This window comes from Streptomyces sp. STR69, from assembly GCF_024519455.1.
In the GTDB taxonomy this organism is placed as follows: domain Bacteria; phylum Actinomycetota; class Actinomycetes; order Streptomycetales; family Streptomycetaceae; genus Streptomyces.
The window spans coordinates 36,170-57,210 of the sequence record NZ_JALJRY010000009.1; the positions used below are offsets into that span (position 1 = coordinate 36,170).

The 21,041-nt window shown below is 71.1% G+C and carries 16 protein-coding genes; 14 read left to right on the forward strand and 2 right to left on the reverse strand.

The window, feature by feature from the left end:
• Window positions 1-158 precede the first annotated feature (158 nt).
• The 12 genes from OC490_RS18255 to OC490_RS18310 all read left to right on the forward strand — a co-directional run bounded on the left by OC490_RS18255 (window position 159) and on the right by OC490_RS18310 (window position 14,243).
• Complete coding sequence (locus OC490_RS18255; protein ID WP_262059028.1) at window positions 159-2,420, forward strand: putative bifunctional diguanylate cyclase/phosphodiesterase; 2,262 nt, start codon at window positions 159-161, stop codon at window positions 2,418-2,420.
• A gap of 221 nt (window positions 2,421-2,641) precedes the next feature.
• Window positions 2,642-2,938: an Asp-tRNA(Asn)/Glu-tRNA(Gln) amidotransferase subunit GatC gene (gene gatC, locus OC490_RS18260; RefSeq protein ID WP_007384860.1), complete on the forward strand. Its 297-nt coding sequence runs from the start codon at window positions 2,642-2,644 to the stop codon at window positions 2,936-2,938.
• Between the two features lie 5 nt (window positions 2,939-2,943).
• The gene (gatA, locus tag OC490_RS18265) at window positions 2,944-4,446 is read left to right on the forward strand and encodes an Asp-tRNA(Asn)/Glu-tRNA(Gln) amidotransferase subunit GatA (RefSeq protein WP_262059029.1); all 1,503 of its coding nucleotides are present in this window, start codon (window positions 2,944-2,946) and stop codon (window positions 4,444-4,446) included.
• Entirely contained in the window at window positions 4,443-4,685 is a 243-nt protein-coding gene (locus tag OC490_RS18270; protein ID WP_262059030.1) for a hypothetical protein, read from the forward strand. The genes gatA and OC490_RS18270 overlap by 4 nt, the downstream gene beginning before the upstream one ends.
• A gap of 15 nt (window positions 4,686-4,700) precedes the next feature.
• On the forward strand, window positions 4,701-6,215 hold the full coding sequence (gatB, locus tag OC490_RS18275; RefSeq protein ID WP_262059031.1) for an Asp-tRNA(Asn)/Glu-tRNA(Gln) amidotransferase subunit GatB: 1,515 nt from the start codon (window positions 4,701-4,703) through the stop codon (window positions 6,213-6,215).
• A 180-nt stretch (window positions 6,216-6,395) separates the two neighbouring features.
• Complete coding sequence (locus OC490_RS18280) at window positions 6,396-6,689, forward strand: hypothetical protein (protein ID WP_262059032.1); 294 nt, start codon at window positions 6,396-6,398, stop codon at window positions 6,687-6,689.
• A gap of 206 nt (window positions 6,690-6,895) precedes the next feature.
• Window positions 6,896-9,166: an MMPL family transporter gene (locus tag OC490_RS18285; protein ID WP_262059033.1), complete on the forward strand. Its 2,271-nt coding sequence runs from the start codon at window positions 6,896-6,898 to the stop codon at window positions 9,164-9,166.
• On the forward strand, window positions 9,144-9,719 hold the full coding sequence (locus OC490_RS18290; RefSeq protein ID WP_262059034.1) for a GNAT family N-acetyltransferase: 576 nt from the start codon (window positions 9,144-9,146) through the stop codon (window positions 9,717-9,719). The genes OC490_RS18285 and OC490_RS18290 overlap by 23 nt, the downstream gene beginning before the upstream one ends.
• A gap of 35 nt (window positions 9,720-9,754) precedes the next feature.
• A complete protein-coding gene (locus tag OC490_RS18295; protein ID WP_262059035.1) occupies window positions 9,755-10,396 on the forward strand; it encodes a hypothetical protein in 642 nt (213 codons plus the stop codon).
• 197 nt (window positions 10,397-10,593) lie between these two features.
• Window positions 10,594-10,779, forward strand: coding sequence for a hypothetical protein (locus tag OC490_RS18300; protein WP_200710225.1), 186 nt, complete (start codon window positions 10,594-10,596; stop codon window positions 10,777-10,779).
• 53 nt (window positions 10,780-10,832) lie between these two features.
• Window positions 10,833-13,955, forward strand: coding sequence for a helix-turn-helix transcriptional regulator (locus tag OC490_RS18305; RefSeq protein ID WP_262059242.1), 3,123 nt, complete (start codon window positions 10,833-10,835; stop codon window positions 13,953-13,955).
• Window positions 13,956-13,991: 36 nt separating this feature from the next.
• Window positions 13,992-14,243, forward strand: coding sequence for a DUF6191 domain-containing protein (locus OC490_RS18310; protein WP_262059036.1), 252 nt, complete (start codon window positions 13,992-13,994; stop codon window positions 14,241-14,243).
• Here OC490_RS18310 and OC490_RS18315 read toward each other — a convergent pair.
• Both OC490_RS18315 and OC490_RS18320 read right to left on the reverse strand, forming a co-directional pair.
• Window positions 14,200-15,354, reverse strand: coding sequence for a PQQ-dependent sugar dehydrogenase (locus OC490_RS18315; protein WP_262059243.1), 1,155 nt, complete (start codon window positions 15,352-15,354; stop codon window positions 14,200-14,202). The genes OC490_RS18310 and OC490_RS18315 overlap by 44 nt on opposite strands.
• A 126-nt stretch (window positions 15,355-15,480) precedes the next feature.
• Window positions 15,481-16,479: an aldo/keto reductase gene (locus tag OC490_RS18320; protein ID WP_262059244.1), complete on the reverse strand. Its 999-nt coding sequence runs from the start codon at window positions 16,477-16,479 to the stop codon at window positions 15,481-15,483.
• A 76-nt stretch (window positions 16,480-16,555) separates the two neighbouring features.
• Here OC490_RS18320 and OC490_RS18325 point away from each other — a divergent pair, with 76 nt between their 5' ends.
• The gene (locus OC490_RS18325) at window positions 16,556-17,503 is read left to right on the forward strand and encodes a 2-hydroxyacid dehydrogenase (RefSeq protein WP_262059037.1); all 948 of its coding nucleotides are present in this window, start codon (window positions 16,556-16,558) and stop codon (window positions 17,501-17,503) included.
• Window positions 17,504-17,949: 446 nt separating this feature from the next.
• Window positions 17,950-20,928 (forward strand): putative bifunctional diguanylate cyclase/phosphodiesterase, encoded by a 2,979-nt coding sequence (locus OC490_RS18330; protein WP_262059038.1) that lies wholly within the window; start codon window positions 17,950-17,952, stop codon window positions 20,926-20,928.
• The last annotated feature ends 113 nt before the right edge of the window (window positions 20,929-21,041 follow it).

Here is a 21,041-nt window from a genome sequence, read left to right on the forward strand (position 1 = left end):
CTACTGTTGAGGTGTGCACCTGCCGTGCCCAGCTGCGGTTGGGGCAACCCCCTGCTCTTGGAGAGCCGGGGGAAGGGTTTTCCAAACGCGGTGCCGTTGGTGGAAGTCGGGCATCGGACCGCGTGGCGTGGGCACCGCCGGCTGTGAGAGGGACGGGAATGGAACCGACCGAGAGCGCCCCCCCGGACTCACTCCTGCGCCGGCTCACCGGCGCCTGGCGGGAGAGCCGTTGGGGAGCGCGCCCCGTGGAGCGTCCGGGCAGCACCCAGCCGCGCGCCACCGGACAGTACTCCACGCCGGACGCGCGCCACGACGCACCGCTCTCCGCCAACCACACCTCAGGTCTGCCCGGCGGCGAATCCGGACGGCATCTGACCTGGCCCGCGCTGCCCACGGCGGTGGTGGCCGCGGCCGGCTTCGTCCTGGGCGCCGGCTTCTTCCGGGCGTTCACCGGCGACCACGCGCTCTTCCCGTTCGGCACCGTCGGCTGGTCGCTGGCCGTCCTCACCGGCATCATCGTCGGCCACCTGGTCGCCCTCGGCCGCGCCCGCTGGTGGGGCGGCACCGGCTCGGGCGCCGCCCTCACCCTCGGCGTCCTGCTGCTCTACGGCTGGGTCGCCGCCGGCATGGTCAGCCTCACCGTGGTCGTCCTGGTCGGCATAGCCCGCCGCAACCGCTGGCGCCAGGGCGTGCTGCACGGCGCGGTGGACATATTGGGCATAGCCGCCGGAGCCCTCGTCCTTGGCGCCTTCGGCCGGGTGCCGTCCGTCGAGAAGCCCTGGAACCCGGACACCTGGACGGTCTACACCGCCCCCGAAGTGATCCTGGTCGCCCTCGCCTATCTGGCCGTCACCCGCACCCTGCTCTGGTATCTGCACGCCCCGCGCCACGGCGGACTGCCCACCGTCGCCCGCACCGCCCTGCTCAGACAGGGACTGGTCGCGGTCGCCCTGCTCGGCATCGCCCCGCTGATCTGTGTGGTCGCCGTGGCCCAGCCGGTGCTGCTGCCCCTCTTCTCGATCCCGCTCATCGCCCTCGACTCCACCCTGTGGATGGCCCGCGCCAGGGCCGAGGAGCAGCTGCGCGACCCGCTGACCGGCCTGCCCAACCGGCAGTGGCTCCTGGAGCGCATCTGGACCGCCCTGGACGACGCCGAACGCATCGGCGCCAAGGCCGCGCTCATGCTGATCGACCTCGACCGCTTCCGGTCGGTCAACGACACCCTCGGTCATCTGGCCGGTGACCGGCTGCTGTTGCAGATAGCCGACCGGCTGCGGGTGGCGCTGCCGCGCGGGGCGGAGGCCGCGCGGCTCGGCGGCGACGAGTTCGCCGTACTGCTGCCCGTGGCCGACTCCACGACGTCCGCGACCCGGGTCGCCCGCAACCTCGTCTCGGCGCTCAGCTCCCCGCTCGACCTCGACGGGCTCACCCTCGTCCTGGAGGCCAGTGCGGGCGTCGCCGTCTTCCCCGACCACGCCCTCGACGCCGAGGGACTGCTGCGCCGGGCCGACGTCGCGATGTACCAGGCGAAGCGGGACCGTACGGGCGTAGAGGTCTACGAGTCCAAGCGGGACTCCAACACCCCCGACCGGCTCGGCCTCCTCGGCGATCTGCGCCGCGCCCTCGACGCGCACGAGGTGCAGGTCCACTACCAGCCCAAGGTGCGCTTCGACGGCCAGGTCGCCGGCCTTGAGGCGCTGGTGCGGTGGGTGCATCCGGAGCGCGGGAAGGTGCCGCCGGACGAGTTCATAGCGATCGCCGAGTCGTCCGGACTGATGCCCCATCTGACGGAGTACGTCCTCGACACGGCCCTCGCCCAGGTCGCCAGGTGGCGGGCCCAGGGCCTGTTCGTGCCGGTCGCGGTGAACGTCTCCCCGCGCGATGTGCACACCCCCGGATTCGCGGGCTCGGTCGCCGCGCGCCTCGCCCGGCACGGCGTCCCGGCGGGCTCGCTCCAGCTGGAGATAACGGAACACGTCCTCCTGGAGGACCCCCAGCGCGCCGCCGACACCCTCAACGGCCTCACCGGACACGGCGTGAAGATGTCCCTCGACGACTTCGGCACGGGCTACTCGTCCCTCGTGCATCTACGGCGGCTGCCGGTCAGCGAGTTGAAGATCGACCGGTCGTTCGTGGCGCGGCTCGCGGTGGACACGGAGGACGCGGAGATCGTGCGGTGCACGGTGGATCTCGCGCACTCGCTCGGACTTCTCGTCGTGGCGGAGGGTGTCGAGGACGACGAGACGTGGGAGCGGTTGCGGGACCTCGGGTGTGACGCGGTGCAGGGCTGGCTAGTCGCCGCGGCGATGCCTCCGGAGGACATGACGGCCTGGTTGCTGGCGCGGGGGTCTCGGGGGTGGCAGCGGCCTCGGGCCGCGTTGCCCGCCGCTGCCGCGGACGATCCCGGGAGGATCGGCTGATTGGCTGCGCCCATGGGGGAGGGGCTTCTGCGGATTTGCGGCTGCGGGTCCGCTGTGGCTGGTCGCGCAGTTCCCCGCGCCCCTCACGACGCAACCCTCGTTGCGAAGTGGACGATCAGCAGCCGTAGGCGAGGCCTCGCGGAAACCGTTTAACGGCTACGGCCCCCCGCCCCATAGGATTGGCCCCAAACCACACACTCTCACCCCCAGAGGAACGCTGCATGCCTGGCATCACGCGCGAGGAGGTCGCCCACCTCGCCCGGCTGGCGCGTCTGGAGCTGAAGCCCGAAGAGCTCGAACACTTCGCGGGACAGCTGGACGACATCATCGGCGCGGTCGCCCGCGTCAGCGAGGTCGCCGACCAAGACGTACCGCCGACCTCCCACCCGCTGCCGCTGACGAACGTCATGCGCGCGGACGAGGTCCGTCCCTCGCTCACCCCCGAGCAGGCGCTCTCCGGCGCCCCGGCCCAGGAGCAGCAGCGTTTCAAGGTGCCGCAGATCCTGGGGGAGGACTAATCACCATGACGGACCACAGCAGCATCATCCGGCTCACCGCCGCCGAGACCGCCGCGAACATCGCGTCCGGCGTCCTCACGGCCGTCGAGGTCACCGAGGCCCACCTCGCCCGTATCGAGGAGGTCGACGCGAAGGTGCACGCCTTCCTGCACGTCGACCGCGAGGGTGCCCTCGCGCAGGCCCGTGCCGTCGACGCGAAGCGGGCCAGGGGCGAGGAATTGGGACCGCTCGCCGGCGTCCCGCTCGCGCTCAAGGACATCTTCACCACCGAGGGCATCCCGACCACGGTCGGCTCGAAGATCCTCGAAGGCTGGATCCCCCCGTACGACGCGACCGTCACCAAGCGGCTGAAGGCCGCCGACGTCGTCATCCTCGGCAAGACCAACATGGACGAGTTCGCCATGGGGTCCAGCACCGAGAACAGCGCGTACGGGCCTACCGGCAACCCGTGGGACCTCACCAAGATCCCCGGCGGCTCCGGTGGCGGTTCCTCCGCCGCGCTCGCCTCCTTCCAGGCACCGCTCGCGATCGGCACCGACACCGGCGGCTCGATCCGTCAGCCGGCCGCCGTCACCGGCACGGTCGGCGTCAAGCCGACGTACGGCGCGGTCTCCCGCTACGGCATGGTGGCGTTCTCGTCCTCCCTCGACCAGGGCGGGCCCTGCGCCCGTACGGTCCTGGACGCGGCCCTGCTGCACGAGGTCATCGCCGGGCACGACCCGCTGGACTCCACGTCGATCGACGCCCCGGTCCCGCCGGTCGTCGAGGCCGCCCGCAACGGCAGCGTGCAGGGCATGCGGGTCGGCGTCGTCAAGCAGTTCCGCGGCGAGGGCTACCAGGCCGGGGTCATCCAGCGCTTCGACGAGGCCGTGGCCGTACTGAAGGAACTGGGCGCGGAGATCGTCGAGTTGGACTGCCCGTCCTTCGACCTCGCCCTCTCGGCGTACTACCTGATCGCGCCCTCCGAGTGCTCGTCGAACCTGGCCCGTTTCGACGGTCTGCGCTACGGCCTCCGTACCGGCGACGACGGCACCCACTCCGCCGAGGAGGTCACCTCCCTCACCCGTGAGGCGGGCTTCGGCCCCGAGGTGAAGCGCCGCATCATGCTCGGGACGTATGCCCTCTCCAGCGGTTACTACGACGCGTACTACGGCAGCGCGCAGAAGGTCCGTACGCTCATCACCCGCGACTTCGAGAAGTCGTTCGAGAGCGTCGACGTGATCGTGTCGCCGACGACGCCGACCACCGCCTTCCCGATCGGCGAGCGTGCCGACGACCCGATGGCGATGTACCTCGCGGACCTGTGCACCATCCCGACCAACCTGGCGGGCAACTCGGCCATGTCGCTGCCCTGCGGTCTCGCACCGGAGGACGGCCTCCCGGTCGGGCTGCAGATCATCGCCCCGGCGCTGAAGGACGACCGGCTTTACAAGGTCGGCGCCGCCGTCGAGGCCGCCTTCGTGGAAAAGTGGGGCCACCCGCTGCTTGAGGAGGCACCGTCGCTGTGAGCAACGCACTGTCGAAGGCCAAGGGCTTCAAGAAGTCCAAGTCCGGCACCTATGTGTCCATGGTCACCACCGCGTTCGGCGCGCTGAGTGTCGCCAAGCAGATCAAGAAGGCGCGCACCGAGCACGACACGCTCCGTCTGATCGACGCCTCGGTCTCCGCCGTCGCGCTCGTCACCGGCTTCGCCATCCTGTACCGCGAGTTGAAGCGGCTGGGCGACGACGACGTCCTGCTGGGCTGAGAGGGAAAGTTCACCGTGACCACCACGACCGACCTGGAGTCGTACGAGGACGCTCTCGCGTCGTACGACCCCGTCATGGGCCTTGAGGTCCATGTCGAACTCGGCACCAAGACCAAGATGTTCTGCGGCTGTTCGACCGAACTGGGTGCCGAGCCCAACTCGCAGACCTGCCCGACCTGCCTCGGCATGCCCGGCGCGCTCCCGGTCGTCAACGCGATCGGCGTCGAGTCCGCGATCAAGATCGGCCTCGCGCTGAACTGCGAGATCGCCGAGTGGTGCCGCTTCGCCCGGAAGAACTACTTCTATCCGGACATGCCGAAGAACTTCCAGACCTCCCAGTACGACGAGCCGATCGCCTTCAACGGCTATCTGGACGTCCAGTTGGAGGACGGTGAGACCTTCCGGGTGCAGATCGAGCGCGCCCACATGGAGGAGGACACCGGCAAGTCGCTGCACGTCGGCGGCGCGACGGGCCGTATCCACGGCGCCTCGCACTCGCTGCTCGACTACAACCGCGCCGGCATTCCGCTCATCGAGATCGTCACCAAGCCGATCGAGGGCGCCGGTGAGCGCGCTCCCGAGGTCGCGAAGGCCTACGTCGCCGAGCTGCGCGAGCTGATCCGGGCGCTCGGTGTGTCGGAAGCCCGCATGGAGCAGGGGCAGATGCGCTGCGACGTGAACCTCTCGCTGCGTCCGCACGGCCGCGAGAAGTTCGGCACCCGCAGCGAGACGAAGAACGTCAACTCGCTGCGCTCCGTGGAGCGTGCCGCCCGCTACGAGATCCAGCGCCACGCCGCGGTGCTGAACTCCGGCGGCACGATCATCCAGGAGACCCGCCACTTCCACGAGGACACCGGGTCCACGACCTCGGGCCGCGTGAAGGAGGAGGCGGAGGACTACCGGTACTTCCCGGAGCCGGACCTGGTGCCGGTGGCCCCCTCGCGCGAGTGGGTCGAGGAGATCCGCACCGGACTGCCCGAACTGCCGCTGGCCCGCCGCAACCGGCTGCAGGCCGAGTGGGGCATCTCGGCCTTCGACATGCAGTCCATCATCAACGCCGGTGCGCTGGACCCGATCGTCGCCACGATCGACGCCGGTGCCGACTCGGCCTCCGCCCGCAAGTGGTGGATGGGCGAACTGGCGCGCAGCGCCAACGAGTCGGGCACCTCGATCGACGAGCTGGCCATCACCCCGGAGCAGGTCGCCCGGGTCACCGCCCTGGTGACCGCAGGTGAGCTGAACGACAAGCTGGCCCGCCAGGTCATCGAGGGCGTTCTCGCGGGAGAGGGCACCCCGGACGAGGTCGTCGAGAAGCGCGGTCTGAAGGTCGTCTCCGACGACGGCGCCCTCACCACCGCCGTCCAGGAGGCCATCGCAGGCAACCCGGGCATCGCCGACAAGATCCGCGGCGGCAAGGTGGCCGCGGCCGGTGCCCTGGTCGGCGCGGTCATGAAGGCGACCCGGGGCCAGGCCGACGCGGCCCGCGTCAAGGAACTGATCCTGGAGCAGCTGGGCGTCAGCGAGGGCTGAGACGCCGTAGGAAATCGACATCCCCGGGTGACGCATCGGCGAGATGCGTCACCCGGGGATGTTCGGTGAACGGGCCCCTCCGGTTCTGCGTAGCTCCCTGTGGGAGAGCAACGAGATTGTGGAGGACGTCGGTTGGCCGTGCACGAGGTCTCTCAGGAGGACGCGCTACTCTCGCCCGCCATGGACGGACGCGGAGAATCCGAGACACCGGACTTCGATGATCCCGCACTGGACGCGCGGCGGGCCCGCTGGACTGCGGTCCTGACCGGCGCCCTGCTGGCCCTGGCCGGTGTGGCCGCGGCGGCGCTCCGGGCCACCGGTTCCGAACCGGTGCTCGTCCCGGCCGCCTATGCCGTGGGTGCCGCGCTGTGCGCGCTCGCGTCGGTCCTCGGCTCCCGTGGCCGTACCAGACGGGCGTTGTGGCTGCTGGTCGTCGGCGCGATGGTGATGGCGCTGGGGGACCAGTTCGACTGACGCGCCCGCTGGGGTGACAGAGTCGCCGTTACTGTCCTGTGATCTGGCTCCCACTCTCGTGACGAAGCCCACGAACGCGATGAACGATCACTTTCGGCTGCAAGAGTGGGCCGCGTATTGCTCATGCGTTCTTTGCGGGCTGTTCATCCTTCGGACGATGTTTCCCGGTCAAAGATCCACAATTCGCCTTCCCCGGGAGCACGTTCGTGGCAGCCCTTGCCCGCTGGTGTGTTCGGCACCGCCTCGCCGCCGTCCTGTTGTGGCTCCTCGCGTTCGGCGGGGTCACCGCTGCCGCCGCCGTCACCGGCTCGGCGTACTCGAACGACTACGAGGCCCCCGGCACCGAGTCGGGCCGCGCCACCCAACTGCTCAAGGAGAGCTTCCCGGGCCTCGGCGGCGACAGCGACACCGTCGTCTGGCGCACCTCACCCGGCTCCGTCCGCGCCGCCGACGTCGAACAGACCATGACCGGCGCCCTGGACAGGATCGCGAGCCTCCCCGGAATCGCCTCCGTGGTCAGCCCGTACGACGGCCAGGGCACCGGCCGGATCAGCGCCGACGGGCGGACCGCCTACGCCACCGTCACCTTCGCGCACCAGGCCGAGGACATCGACAAGTCCGAGGCGCAGGCGGTCGTCCGCGCCGCCAAGGCCGCCGAGACCGACGGGCTCCAGGTCGAGTTGGGCGGCAGCGCCATCGCGCTCACCGAGTCGTCGAGCGGGCACACCGCCGAGATCGTCGGGGTGGCCGTCGCCGCCCTCGTGCTGTTCCTCGCCTTCGGCTCGCTCGCCGCCTCGCTGCTGCCCATCGGCACCGCCCTGGTGAGCGTCGGCACCGCCTACGCGGCGATCGTGCTCCTGGGGCACGCGATGACCGTCGCCGACTTCGCGCCCATGCTCGGCATGCTGGTCGGACTCGGCGTGGGCATCGACTACGCCCTGTTCATCGTGACCCGGCACCGACGCGGGCTGAAACGCGGACTGTCCGTCACCGAGGCCGTCACCAATGCGGTCGTCACCACCGGACGCGCGGTCGTCTTCGCGGGCGCCACGGTGTGCATAGCCCTCCTGGGGATGCTGATCCTGCGGCTCGGCTTCCTCAACGGGGTAGCCGTCGCCGCCTCGTTGACCGTGGTGCTCACCGTCGCGGCCTCCGTGACGCTCCTCCCGGCCCTGCTCTCCTTCATCGGCCCGCGCGCCCTCAGTCGCCGCGAACGGCGCCGGTTGGCCGAACGCGGGCCCCAGCCGGAGCTGCCCACCGGCCTCGCCGCCCGCTGGTCCGCGTTCGTCGAGCACCACCCCAAACTCCTCGGCGCCCTCGCCCTGGTCGTCATCACCGTCCTCGCCCTGCCGACTCTCTCGCTCCACCTGGGCACCTCCGACCAGGGCAACGACCCCAAGTCATCGACCACACGGCAGGCCTACGACCTCCTCGCTGGGGGCACCTCCCGCTCGAAGAGTGGGGGAGGCTTCGGCCCCGGCCTCAACGGTCCGCTCACCCTCGTCACCAAGATCGACGGGGCGGAGGACAAGCTCACCCTCGACAACCTCGCCGCCACCCTCCGCACCACCGAGGGCGTCGCCTCCGTGACCCCGGTGACCTACGACGCCGGCGGCTCCACCGGGTACTTCTCGGTCGTCCCGGACTCGGCACCGCAGTCCCAGAAGACCAGCGACCTCGTCGACCGGCTGCGCACCGAGGTGCTGCCGAGGGCCGAGACCGGCACCTCGCTCGACATCCACGTCGGTGGCGTGACGGCGAGCTACGACGACTTCGCGGACGTCATCGTCGGCAAGCTCCCGTTGTTCGTCGGGGTCGTCATCTCGCTCGGCTGTGTACTGCTCCTGCTCGCCTTCCGGTCCGTCGGTATCCCCCTCAAGGCCGCCGCGATGAACGTCGCCGCCGTGGCCGCCGCCTTCGGAGTCGTCGTCGCGATCTTCCAATGGGGCTGGGGGAGCGAGTTCCTGGGCCTCGGCCGGGCCGGGCCGATCGAACCCTTCCTCCCGGTGATCATGGTGTCGGTCCTCTTCGGGCTCTCCATGGACTACCAGGTCTTCCTGGTCAGCCGGATGTACGAGGAATGGCTGGAAACCGGCGACAACCGCCGGGCCGTCCGCGTCGGCCTCGCCGAGACCAGCCGGGTCATCAACTCGGCCGCCGTCATCATGATCTCGGTCTTCCTCGCCTTCGTGCTCAGCGGCGACCGCGTGATCGCCATGTTCGGCATCGCGCTCGCCTCCGCCGTCGCCCTGGACGCCTTCGTGCTCCGTACGTTGCTGGTGCCCGCCCTCATGCACCTGCTCGGCGGCGCCAACTGGTGGCTGCCCCGCCGTCTGGACCGCGTCCTGCCCCGCATCAGCATCGAGCCCCCCGAGTGCCGCGCCGCCCATGAGAGGCTGGCCGCTGCGACGGACGCCGAGGTGGCGGACGTACTGGCGAAGGAGCGGGAACAGGATGTACGCGATATCCCTGGGTGACGACGGAGCCGAACTGCGTCCCCTGGAGACGTGGCACGCCGAGGAGTTCCTCGCCCACCTGGACCGCGGCCGGGAGTTCATCGGACAGTTCATCTCCTTCGGCTCGAAGGCCACGGATGTCGAGTCCACGCGGGACATGCTTCAGCGCTACGCCGACCTGCGCGCCGCCGACAGCGCGTCCCTGCACGGCATCTGGCTGGACGGCAAGCTCGTCGGCGGCGTCCTCTTCCTCAACTTCCATGCCGACCAGGGCAATTGCGAGGTCGGCTGCTGGCTGGAACCCGCCGCTGCCGGGCGCGGACTGATCACGCGTGCGATGCGGATCCTCATCGACTTCGCGATCGAGCAGCGCGGTGTCCACCGGGTCGAATGGCATGCCGCCGCGGGCAATGAGAAGAGCCTGAATGTTGCCCGCCGCATGGGCATGACCAGGGACGGGGTCCTGCGCCAGTCACACCCCTACGGGGGCGTACGGCACGACATCGAGGTGTGGTCCGTGCTCGCCCCCGAGTGGCGCGAGGCACGCGCGCGTGTCCCGCACGCCGATCTTTAAGGAACTTCTCATAGTTCACCCTTACCGTGCGCACCATGGGTACCAAGACTGTTGACGAGGCCGCGAACGAGGCCACCGAGGTGAAGAGCGACGCGGAAACCGTCGACGTCACCAAGACCGATGTGACGAAGACCGATGTCACCAAGACCGACGAGGAAGTGACCGAGACCGAGCCGGAGACCGCAGCCGCCGAGGCCGCAGCCGCCGAGGACGAGGACGACCTCACCGAGGAGGAGTACGCGGCCGAGCTCGCGAAGCTCGGCCTGGAGGAGCCGGAGAGCGCCTCCGGCGTCGGCCAGGGTGCCGCCGCCGTGGTCTCCGCCGCGCTCGGCTTCATCTCGCTCTCCGGCGGCTGGATCGGCACCCTCGCCGGCGCCCGCGCGCAGCTCAACGGCCAGCTCCACACCGCGTCCACCGCGAGCGTGGCCACACAGATCAAGGAGGTCTACGGCACCTCCTGGCACGCCACCGCGATCTGGGCCGGTCTTTTCGCGCTCGTGGCCGCCCTCGTGGGTGTCGGCGCGCTCATCCGGCCCGCGTTCGGCACCCCGGGCAAGCCGCAGGCCACCTGGATCAAGTCGGTCGCCTGGGCGGGCGTCGTGCTCGGCGTCGTAGGCCTGCTGCTGGCCGTCCTCAAGTACACGGACGCCCTGCTCGCCATGCCGTCCGCGACCTGAGTCACCGCAGTTCATCAGGGGTCTTAGGTACTCCGTAAGCACCTTACGGAGGACCTGAGGCCCCTTACGCGCGTCTAAGGCCCGCCCGGCCCCGCAAGATGCGGAACTCTCCCGATGTGGCGGACCCCCCTTGGAGACGAAGGTTGAGGCATCGCAGAAAGCGAAGCCCGAAAACCGCCTCCACCAAGGGACTTGAGATGTACGAGTACGAGATCCACCAGCTCCGTTCCGCCGAACTCCGCCGACAGGCCGCCAACGAGCGGCTGGCCCGCGAGGCCGTCCGCAGCCGCCGCGCCGCCCGCCGCGAGCAGGCCCGGCAGGCCGCCGAGAGCGAGGTGCATACCGAACGCCCGCGCAGGCACCTGTTCGCCCGCGCGTCGTGACCGGCCGGGCGCGGGAGGGCGGCCGTACCGCGCCCGTCCTGCAGGTCGGCGCGATGCTCCTGCGTGCGACCGCCCTCCCGAAAACGGGTGCCGCGTTGTCAGACCCGCGTGACATCCTCGGGACCGTGGAGACCAGGTCCGTCAGTCCGGTCTTCGTCGGCCGCGCCGACGAACTGGACACGCTGAACGACGCGCTCGCCCGCGCTGCCGCGGGCGAGCCGCAGGCGTTGCTGCTGGGCGGCGAGGCCGGCGTCGGGAAGACCCGGCTCGTCGAGGAGTTCGCCACCGCCGCCTGCCGCCGGGGCGCCGTCGTCGCGCTCGGCGGCTGCGTCGAGATCGGCGCGGACGGCCTGCCCTTCGCCCCGTTCTCCACGGCCCTGCGCGCCCTGCGCCGCGAACTCCCCGCCGAGCTGTCCGCAGCCGCCGCCGACCAGGAGGAGGAACTCGCCCGGCTGCTCCCCGAGTTGGCGCAGACCCCCAGCGCACACCGGGCCCGCCGCAGCGACGAGGAGGGCATGGCCCGCCTCTTCGAACTCACCGCGCGTCTCCTGGAGCGCGTCGCCGCCGACCGCACGGTCGTCGTCGCCCTGGAGGACCTGCACTGGGCCGACGCCTCCACCCGCCACCTCCTCGCCTACCTCTTCCGCACCCTGCGCACCGGCCGCCTCCTCGTCCTCGCCACCTACCGCGCCGACGACATCCACCGCCGCCACCCGCTGCGCCCCCTGCTCGCCGAGCTCGACCGGCTCCGCACGGTCCGCCGTATCGAACTCGGCCGCTTCAACCGGCAGGAAGTGGGCCGCCAGATCGCCGGCATCCGCGCCGCCGAACCCGACCCCGCCCAGGTCGACGAGATCTTCGAACGCTCCGACGGCAACGCCTTCTTCGTCGAGGAACTCGCCGTCGCCGCCCAGGACGGCTGCCGCACCGGCCTCACCGACTCCCTGCGCGACCTGCTCCTCGTCCGCGTCGAGTCGCTGCCCGAGAGCGCCCAGCGGGTCGCCCGGATCGTCGCCGAGGGCGGCTCCACCGTCGAGTACCGACTGCTCGCCGCCGTCGCCCGGCTCGCCGAGGACGACCTCATCGAGGCGCTGCGGGCAGCCGTCGGCGCCAACATCCTCCAGGCCGCGCCCGCCGGCGACGGCTACCGCTTCCGCCACTCCCTGGTCCGCGAGGCGGTCGGCGACGACCTGCTGCCCGGCGAGCGCTCCCGCCTCAACCGCCGCTACGCCGAAGCCCTTGAGGCCGACCCCACGCTGGTCCCCGCCGATCAGCGCGTCATGCGGCTGGCGAGCTACTGGTACCACGCCCACGACCCCGCCAAGGCCCTCCCCGCCGTCCTGGACGCCTCCGTCGCGGCCCGCGGCCGGCACGCCCACTCCGAGCAACTGCGGCTCCTGGAGCGGGCGATGGAGCTGTGGGACGTCGCCCCCGAGGCCGTGCGCGCGGAGCTGCGCCCCGTCGACTACACCGAGGTCTATCCTCCCTGCGGCTGCGAGCCGGAGACCACACCCCTGCGCTACCTCGACCTGATGGCGGAGGCAGCCGTCGCCGGGCGGCTGAGCGGGGAGCGCGAGCGCGCCCTGAAGATCACCAAGCGGGCGCTGCACCTCCTGGAGGACGAGGCGGACCCGCTGCGGGCCGCCTGGTTCTGGGTGCAGCGCTCCATCCTGGTCCGGCACCAGGACCGCGGCGACGGCTGGCCGGAACTGGCCGCCGCCCAGGAACTCGTCCGCGGCCTGCCGCCCTCCGAGGTGCACGCCGAGGTTCTGGCCCAGGTCGCCGGCTGGTCCATGATCCATGTGCCGGGACCCGACGCCTACGTGGCCGCCGAGCGCGCGGTCGAGTACGCGCGGATGGTGGGCGCCCGCGAGATCGAGATGGACGCCCGCCTCACCCTGGCCGGCCTCATGGTCGCGTCCGGCGACGTCGAAGCGGGCCTCGCCGAACTGACCGAGGTGAACGAACGGACGGTCGCCGAGGGCATCACCACCGTCGCCGGCCGCAGCTTCGTCAACCTCCCGTCCTTCCTCGAAACCGTCGGCCGCTCCCGCGAGGCCGTGCCGATCCTGGAGGCGGGGCTCGCCTACGCCAAGGAGTTCGGCCAGTTCGACAAAGAGGCGTGGATCTGGGGAAACCTCGCTGAATCCCTGTTCACCCTGGGCCGCTGGGACGAGGCCACCGAGGCCGTGACCAAGGCGGAGCGCGTGAGCCGGCGGTCCAAGCCGCGCGGCTTCAACGCCACGCTCCGCGCCGAACTCGCCCTCGCCCAGGGCGATGTGGCCGAGGCCCGCCGCCAACTCGCCGCGGCCCGCGAGTACTTCGGCACCCTTGACCTCGTACCCCAGCACCACCAGCCCCTGGAGCGGATCGCGATCCAGATCGCCGCCGCCGAAGGTCACCTCCTGGACGCCCGGGCCGCACTCGAACGGGCCCTGGACTCCGGCTTCCGACCCGGCTCCCAGTTCGACGTCTGGCCCCTGCTGCTCACCGCGGCCATCGCGGAGAGCCAGGCCATCGGCCTGCCCGTCGCCGACCCCGGCCGCCCCGAGGCCGTCGAACGCATCCGGGAGACCGCCAGGCGGGCCGCCACCAACGTGCCCGTCTGGCAGGCGCACGAACGCTGGCTCCGCGCCGAACTGCTGCGCGCCGAGGGCCGCTGCACCCCGGACGACTGGTCCGAGGCGGTCGTCATCTTCGAACGCCTGGACCGCCCCTACGACCTCGCCCGCGTCCGCCACCGCCTGGCCGAGGCGCTCCTGTCCGACGCCCACGGCGGTGACGACGAGCGCGACCGCGCCACCGAACTGCTCCGGCTGTCCGGTGCCGTCGCCGAGCACCTGGGCGCCCGCCCCCTCGCCGACTCCGTCGCCCTGCTCGCCCAGCGGGCCCGGCTGACGCTCACCAGGGTCCCGGCACCGAGAGCCGTCCCCGCCGACCCCGTCGAGGCGCTCGGCCTCACCAGCCGGGAGCGCGATGTCCTGCGCCTGGTCTCCGCCGGTCGCACCAACCGCCAGATCGCCGAGGAGCTCTTCATCTCCCCGAAGACCGCGAGCGTCCACGTCTCGAACATCCTCGGCAAGCTGGGCGTCTCCGGCCGGGGCGAGGCGGCGGCCGTGGCCCACCGGCTGGGGCTGTTCCCGCCCGACCCGCTCACCGTGCGTTCGGCCGGATGAGTCGTACGCTGTAGGAGACCGGCCAGGGGAGGCCCCGTGTTCAACATGTTCGAGGAACTGTTCTCACCGGGCCGCAAGCACACCCAGGACGAGGCCAACCGACTGGAGCTGACCAGGGTCGACGTCGCCGACGGCGACCCCGGACGCGGCCCGATAGACCTGGAGTCCGGCAAGGTCGTCGTACGCCTGGCCGAAGTCGAAGCCGACCCCTCCGCCGAAGCCGACTCCTCCGGCGACGCGTCCGCTACGACACCTGAAGCTCCAGAATCCGGTCGTCCCCCGACTTAGGTGTGCCCCGGCCGTCCGTGTTGCTGGTCACCAGCCACAGCTTGTCGCCGCCGGCCGACACCACCGTGCGCAGTCGGCCGTACTCGCCGGTGAGGAAGGCCTGCGGGGCGGCCGACGCCTTCGTGCCGTCCAGCGGGATGCGCCACAGGCGCTGTCCCTTCAGGCCCGCCATCCATATGGAGCCCTCGGCATAGGCGATGCCGCTGGGGGAGGCGTCGTCGGTGTGCCACTGGGTGATCGGGTTGTGGTACTTGGGGTCGTTCCCCTTGCCTTCCGCGTTCGGCCAGCCGTAGTCGTCGCCCGGTGCGATCGTGTTCAGCTCGTCCCAGGTGTCCTGGCCGAACTCCGAGGCGAACAGCCGCTGCTTGGAGTCCCAGGCCAGGCCCTGCACATTGCGGTGGCCGTAGGTGTACACCGGCGAGTTCGGGAACGGGTTGCCCGGCGCCGGGTCGCCCTCCGGGGTCAGCCGCAGGATCTTGCCGCCCAGGGACTTCTTGTCCTGCGCCAGGCCCCGCTGACCGCTCTCGCCCGTGCCCGCGTACAGCATGCCGTCCGGGCCGAAGGCGATCCGGCCGCCGTTGTGGATATAGCCCTTGGGGATGCCCTTGAAGATCGTGTCCGGGGCGCCCAGCTGCTCACCGGCCGGCTTCTTCTCGTCGTACAGCATGCGGACGATGCGGTTGTCCGAGGCGGAGGTGAAGTAGGCGTAGATCATGTGGTCCGAGGCGTAGTCCGGGGAGAGCGCGATGCCTAGGAGGCCGCCCTCGCCCGCCGGGGAGACCCCGGAGACCGTGCCCAGCTCGGTCTTCCGGCCGGTCTTCTCGGTGATCCGGGTGATCGTGCCGTCGTCGCGGGAGGAGACGAGGAGGTTCCCGTCGGGCAGCGGGGCCAGACCCCAGGGGGTCTTCAGGCCCTCGGTGACCGTGCGCAGCACCTTCACTGTGCCCTTGGCCGGCGGGACCTGCGCGGCGGGCTCTCCGGAGGGCGACGACGACCCCGTGGCCGTACCGGCGCTGCCGGAAGACGTAGCTGTGCCGTAGCGCGGGTCTCCGCCGCCGGAGGAGCAGCCTGCCGTCAGCAGGAGCGCGGTCACGGCCAGGGCGGCCGACACGACTCGACGTTGCACGATCAGGTCCCTTCGACGGGCGGGTTCTCCTTGTCATACACCGCTCGCGCCGGACAGGTTCCCGATCATCGACGACCGACGCAGGATCGAGCCCTGTCCCCCCGTACGACGTCAGTCCCAGGAGCCCAGTGCCCCCGGCAGTTCCGCCACCTCCGTGAGGTCCTCCGGGGTGAGGCGGAGTTCCGCCGCCCCCGCGTTCTCCGTCACCCAGCGTTCCTGCTTGGTGCCCGGGACCGGCACCACGTGCGGGCCCTGCGCCAGCGTCCAGGCCAGGGCCACCTGGGCCGGGGTGACCTCCGGGCCGTGGCGGCGGGCCACGCGGCGCAGACCGGCCACGATCGGCTGGTTCGCGGCGGTCATCTCGGCGGTGAAGCGGGGGTGGCGGGCGCGCACGTCGTCCCGTTCGAAGCCCTCGCCCGGGGTCAGGGTGCCGGTGAGGAAGCCGTTGCCGAGGGGCATCGCCGCGAGGAAACCGACGCCGCGCGCCGCGCACCACGGCAGCAGCGCGTCCAGCGCCTCCGTCGACCACACCGACAGCTCGGCCTGCACCGCCGTCACCGGGAACACCTGTTGTACGCGCTGGAGTTGGCGGATCGTTCCGTCATGCAGCCGTGCTCCGGGGCGGCGCGCGGCGCGGGCACCGACCGCGCACACCCCCAACGCCCTTACTTTTCCCGCCTGTACGAGATCCGCCATCGCACCCCAGGTCTCCTCGACCGGGACCTCGGGGTCGGCGCGGTGCAGTTGGTAGAGGTCGATCACCTCGGTCTGGAGGCGGCGCAGCGAGGCGTCGCAGGCGCGTTTCACATAGCCGGGGCGGCCGTTGGCCACGATGTGCTGCTCGCCGACCAGCAGGCCGACCTTGGTCGACACGAACGCGTCCCGGCGCCGATCCTTCAACACCCGCCCCAACAGCAGCTCGTTGGTGAACGGGCCGTACATGTCGGCGGTGTCCAGCAGCGTCATGCCCAGATCGAGCGCCCGGTGCACGGCCCTGACCGACTCGTCGCCCCGCTGCCGAGACCCGCTGTAGGCCCAGTTCATCGGCATGCAGCCGAGCCCGACGGCCCCCATCGAGAGCGCCCCCGCACCGATCGTCCTGCGCTCCACCTGCTCGTGACCCTCCCTCTCCTGGCCCACCAACCTAACCTCTACGCGCGCGTGGCCCTGACATAGCCTCCTGACCATGACTGTCGACGTGTGGCTGCCCATCCCGCCGGAGGAGATCGAAGGGCTCCCCGAGGGGCCCGACTACCTGTTCTGGGACGGAGGTGAGGACTTCCCCGCGGACCCGGCCGACTGTGCCTTCTACGTCGTGCCCTACATGAAGAGCAGCGAGACCGGCGTACGGCCGCTGCCGGCGATGGGCTCCGTGGAGGTCGTGCAGACGCTGTCGGCCGGTATCGACCATGTGCAGCCGGGGCTCAAGTACCTGCGCCCCGGTGTGCGGTTGTGCAACGCGCGGGGCGTGCACGAGGCCAGCACCGGTGAGTTGGCGCTGACCCTTGTCCTCGCCTCGCTGCGGGGCGTCCCCGACTTCGTGCGGGCGCAGGACAAGGGGGAGTGGCTCGGCGGGTTCCGGCCGGCCCTCGCCGACCGGTCCGTTCTCATCGTCGGCTACGGGTCCATCGGTTCCGCCATCGAGGACCGGCTCACTCCGTTCGAGCTCGCGCGGGTGGCGCGCGTGGCGCGCTCCGGTCGCACCACGGAGCGCGGGCCGGTGCATCCGCTCACCGAGCTGCCCGCCCTGCTCCCGGACGCGGACGTCGTCATCCTGTCCACGCCGCTCACCGAGACCACGCGTCACCTGGTCGACGCCGAGTTCCTGGCCCGCATGAAGGACGGGGCGCTGCTGGTCAACGTGGCCCGCGGTCCCGTCGTGGACACCAAGGCGCTGCTCGCGGAGCTGGAAAGCGGCCGTATCACCGCCGCGTTGGACGTCACCGACCCCGAACCGCTGCCCCAGGGGCACCCGTTGTGGCAGGCGCCGGGCGTGCTGATCAGTCCGCATGTCGGCGGGCCCACGTCGGCGTTCCTGCCGCGTGCGAAGCGTCTGGTTGTGGACCAGTTGGGACGGTTCGTGAACCATGAGCCGCTGCGCAACGTGATCCTTACGACAGGACCGACGGAGTAGTCGCAACAGCCGTGCAATCCGCTTCCGGTACCCTCCGCAACCCTCCGGAAGCGGGGCGTGCACACATCTCCGCTGGTCGTCACGGAGCGTAGAGGAACTATGTCCCTGAGTGACGAGACTGGTGTATCGTCCCGGCAGGGGCTGCGCCGCGCACCGTTCGGCGCCGGGGATGGACATTTCAGACTGTGAGGGGGGCGACGGGCGATGCACGGCCTATGGACGAGCGATCCGACGCGGCGGGGCCGCCGACGGCGACCCTGGCGCACCGCCGCGCGCAGACGCGGCCACCACGGCAATCACAGCGGTCACGGCAGCCGCAGCGGTCATGGCGGACAGCACAGCCACCCCAGCCATCACCACCGCAGGCTCAACAGCCGCCGCAGGCACGCCCATTCGGCACACCGGGGCCTGCGGGACCCGGGAGCGACGCGGACCGGGAGGGCCCGGTGAGTTCGCCACCGTCTGTGACGACCACCCTCAACGGGGCGCTCCGGGACCGGACTTCACCGGGAGCCCGGCAGCCACGCCCGCCGGGTTCCGGCGGTGGCTGGAGCCTGGTCCAGCAACTCGTCCTGGCCCTGGTGTGCGCGGGATACGCCGTCGGTTCCGCGCTCGACTGGGGTTCCCACCAAGTCGCCCTGATCATGGGCGACTTCGGGCTCAGCGCGGCGGCCGGTACCGCCGCCGTCTCATGCTTCCTCTACGCGCGAAGCCGCCGTATCCGCTTTCGACCCGCCTGGCTGCTGTTCTCGCTCTCCTCTGCGATGGCGGCACTGGGCAACGGAGTCTGGGGGTGGTACGAGGTCGTGCTCGAACGGACCGTCCCCAGCCCCAGCTTCGCCGACCTGTTCTTCCTGTGCTTCGCGCCGCCCGCCATCGTGGGCCTGCTCGTTCTCGCCAAGCGGCCTGTCACGAAGGCCGGTTGGGTCTGTCTGGCGCTCGACGCCTGGCTGATCGGCGGCTCGCTGCTCACGCTGTCGTGGAGCCTCGCGCTGGCCCAGGCCGCCAAGTTCGACGGGCCGAGCGTGGCCCACACCGCGCTGTCGCTGGCGTACCCGCTGCTCGACATCGCCCTGGTCAGCATGGTGCTCGCGCTGCACTTCCGGCGCTCCTCGGTCAACCGCACCGCCGTGAACACCGCGATCGGCGCGCTGGCCCTGACCGTGATGTGCGACGCCCTGTTCACCTCGCCGCTGCTCCACAACAACTACCACTCAGGGCAGTTGCTCGACGCGGGCTGGTTCGCCGGCTCACTGCTCCTCGCCTACGCGCCGTGGGCCGCGCCCCGGCACACCCAGCCCGAGGACGACGGGCACACGCGCGTGGTGCACGAACACCGGCCCGGACAGCGCAGCGGCGTCCAGCACCCGGCAGCCGCGCCGGGCGCCGACCAGGGCCGCTATCCGGCGACCCGGCCGATCGCCGGTTCGCTGGCCGCGCTCACCCCGTATCTCGCCGCCGCCGTCTGCACGTTGGGGATCCTCTACAACGTCCTCAACGGCCGCAGCCCCGACCGCGTGGTGCTCATCACCGCGGGCTGCGTGGTGCTCGCCCTCGTGGTCCGCCAGGGCATCATGCTGCTCGACAACATCACCCTCACCCAGGAACTGGCCCAGAAGGAGAACCACTTCCGCTCCCTGGTCCAGGGCTCCAGCGACGTCATCATGATCGCCGCCCCGAACGGCATCCTGCGCTACGTCTCCCCGGCCGCCGCCGGTGTCTACGGCAAGGCCGCGGAGGAACTCGTCGGGAACGAACTCGCCTCGCTCATCCACCCCGAGGACCTGGGCTGTGTGGTGCACGAGGTGCGCCGCTTCCTCGCCGCCAGCCCCTTCGAGGAGTCCACCACCCGTATCGAGTGCCGCTTCCGGTCCGGCGACGGAGGCTGGCTCAACGTCGAGTCGACGGTCAACCGCCATCACGGCGGCCTGATCTTCAACAGCCGGGACGTCACCGAACGGGTGCGCCTCCAGGCGCAGTTGCAGCACAACGCCGAGCACGACCCGCTCACCGACCTGCCCAACCGCGCCCTGTTCACCAGGCGCGTCCAGCAGGCCCTGTCCGGCCGCCGCTCCACCGACCGCGGCACGGCCGTGCTCTTCATCGACCTCGACGGCTTCAAGGCCGTCAACGACACCATCGGCCACCAGGCCGGGGACGAACTCCTCATCCAGGCCGCCCGCAGGCTCGACGGCGCGGTCCGGCACGGGGACACCGCCTCCCGGCTCGGCGGCGACGAGTTCGCGGCCCTGATCGTCGGCGACGGCACCCGGGACCGGGCCGCCCGCGAGCGGCACATCATGGAACTCGCCGACCGCCTGAGAATCACCCTGTCCCAGCCGTACCTGATCGACGGCAACGATGTCCGTGTCGCCGCCTCCATCGGCGTCGCCTTCGCCGAACCGGGCCTGGGCGCGGGGGAGTTGCTGCGCAACGCCGACCTCGCGATGTACCGCGCCAAGGGGGCGGGCAAGGGCCGGGTCGAGCTGTACGCCCCACAGATGCAGCAGGACGTCGTACGGAAGGCGGAGTTGGCCACGCGGCTGCGGGCCGCGCTGCACGACGGCGAGTTCGCGCTGCTGCACCAGCCGGTGGTGTCGCTGACGGACGGCCGGATCACCTCGGTCTCCACGCAGGCGCGATGGCGTTCGTCGCAGGGGGTGCTGTTCACGCCGGCCGAGTTCCTGCGGGTGGCCGAGGACAGCGACAGGACCGCCGAGCTGGGGCGCTGGATGCTGGAGGAGGCCGTGGAGCAGGCCGCCGAGCGCATCGCGGCCGGGCCCGCCGTGTCCGTGGCCGTCCGGATGAGTGCCCGGCGGCTGCTGGACAAGTCGATGCCGCTCGGCTCGATCGAGGCCCTGCTGACCCGGCACGGCCTGCCGTCCGGGTCCCTGGTCATCGAGCTGTCCGACACCGACCCGCGGGTCTCCCTGGACGAGCTGGAGCGCCGGTTGACCGCCCTGCGCCGGCTGGGCGTCCGGATCGCCCTGGACGGCTTCGGCAGCGGCTACGCGACCATCACGACGCTACGGCGGCTGCCCGTCGACGTACTGAAACTGGACCGCAGTCTGGTCGAGGGCGTCGTCGAGTCCGCGCGGCTGCACAAGATCACCAGCGGGCTGCTGCGGATCTCCGGGGACCTCGGGCTGCAGTCCGTGGCCGACGGGGTCGACCTGCCGGAACAGGTGGTCGCCCTGCGCGCGATGGGCTGTACGCACGGGCAGGGCATGGCCTTCTCCGGGCCGCTGGACGAGTACCGGCTGCGCCGGGCCCTGTCCTGCGGCCACTATCCGGTGCCGCACGGGCCCGCCGAGCCCGCGTTCGCGGGCGGCGCCCCGGGGGTGTACACCAGTGGTGTGCCCGTCGTTTTCGGGGGCGGAACGGCCCTCCGCTCACATAATGAGACTCCCGTCCCACCCACTTGACAGTCGGTGCGTGCCGGGGGGAGGGTCAGTCCCATGCGCACCCGAATTCTCGTACTTGGAAAGCGCGTCGGCTGAAGCTGGTGACGTCCGGACGGACCCGGAACTCCCAGCGA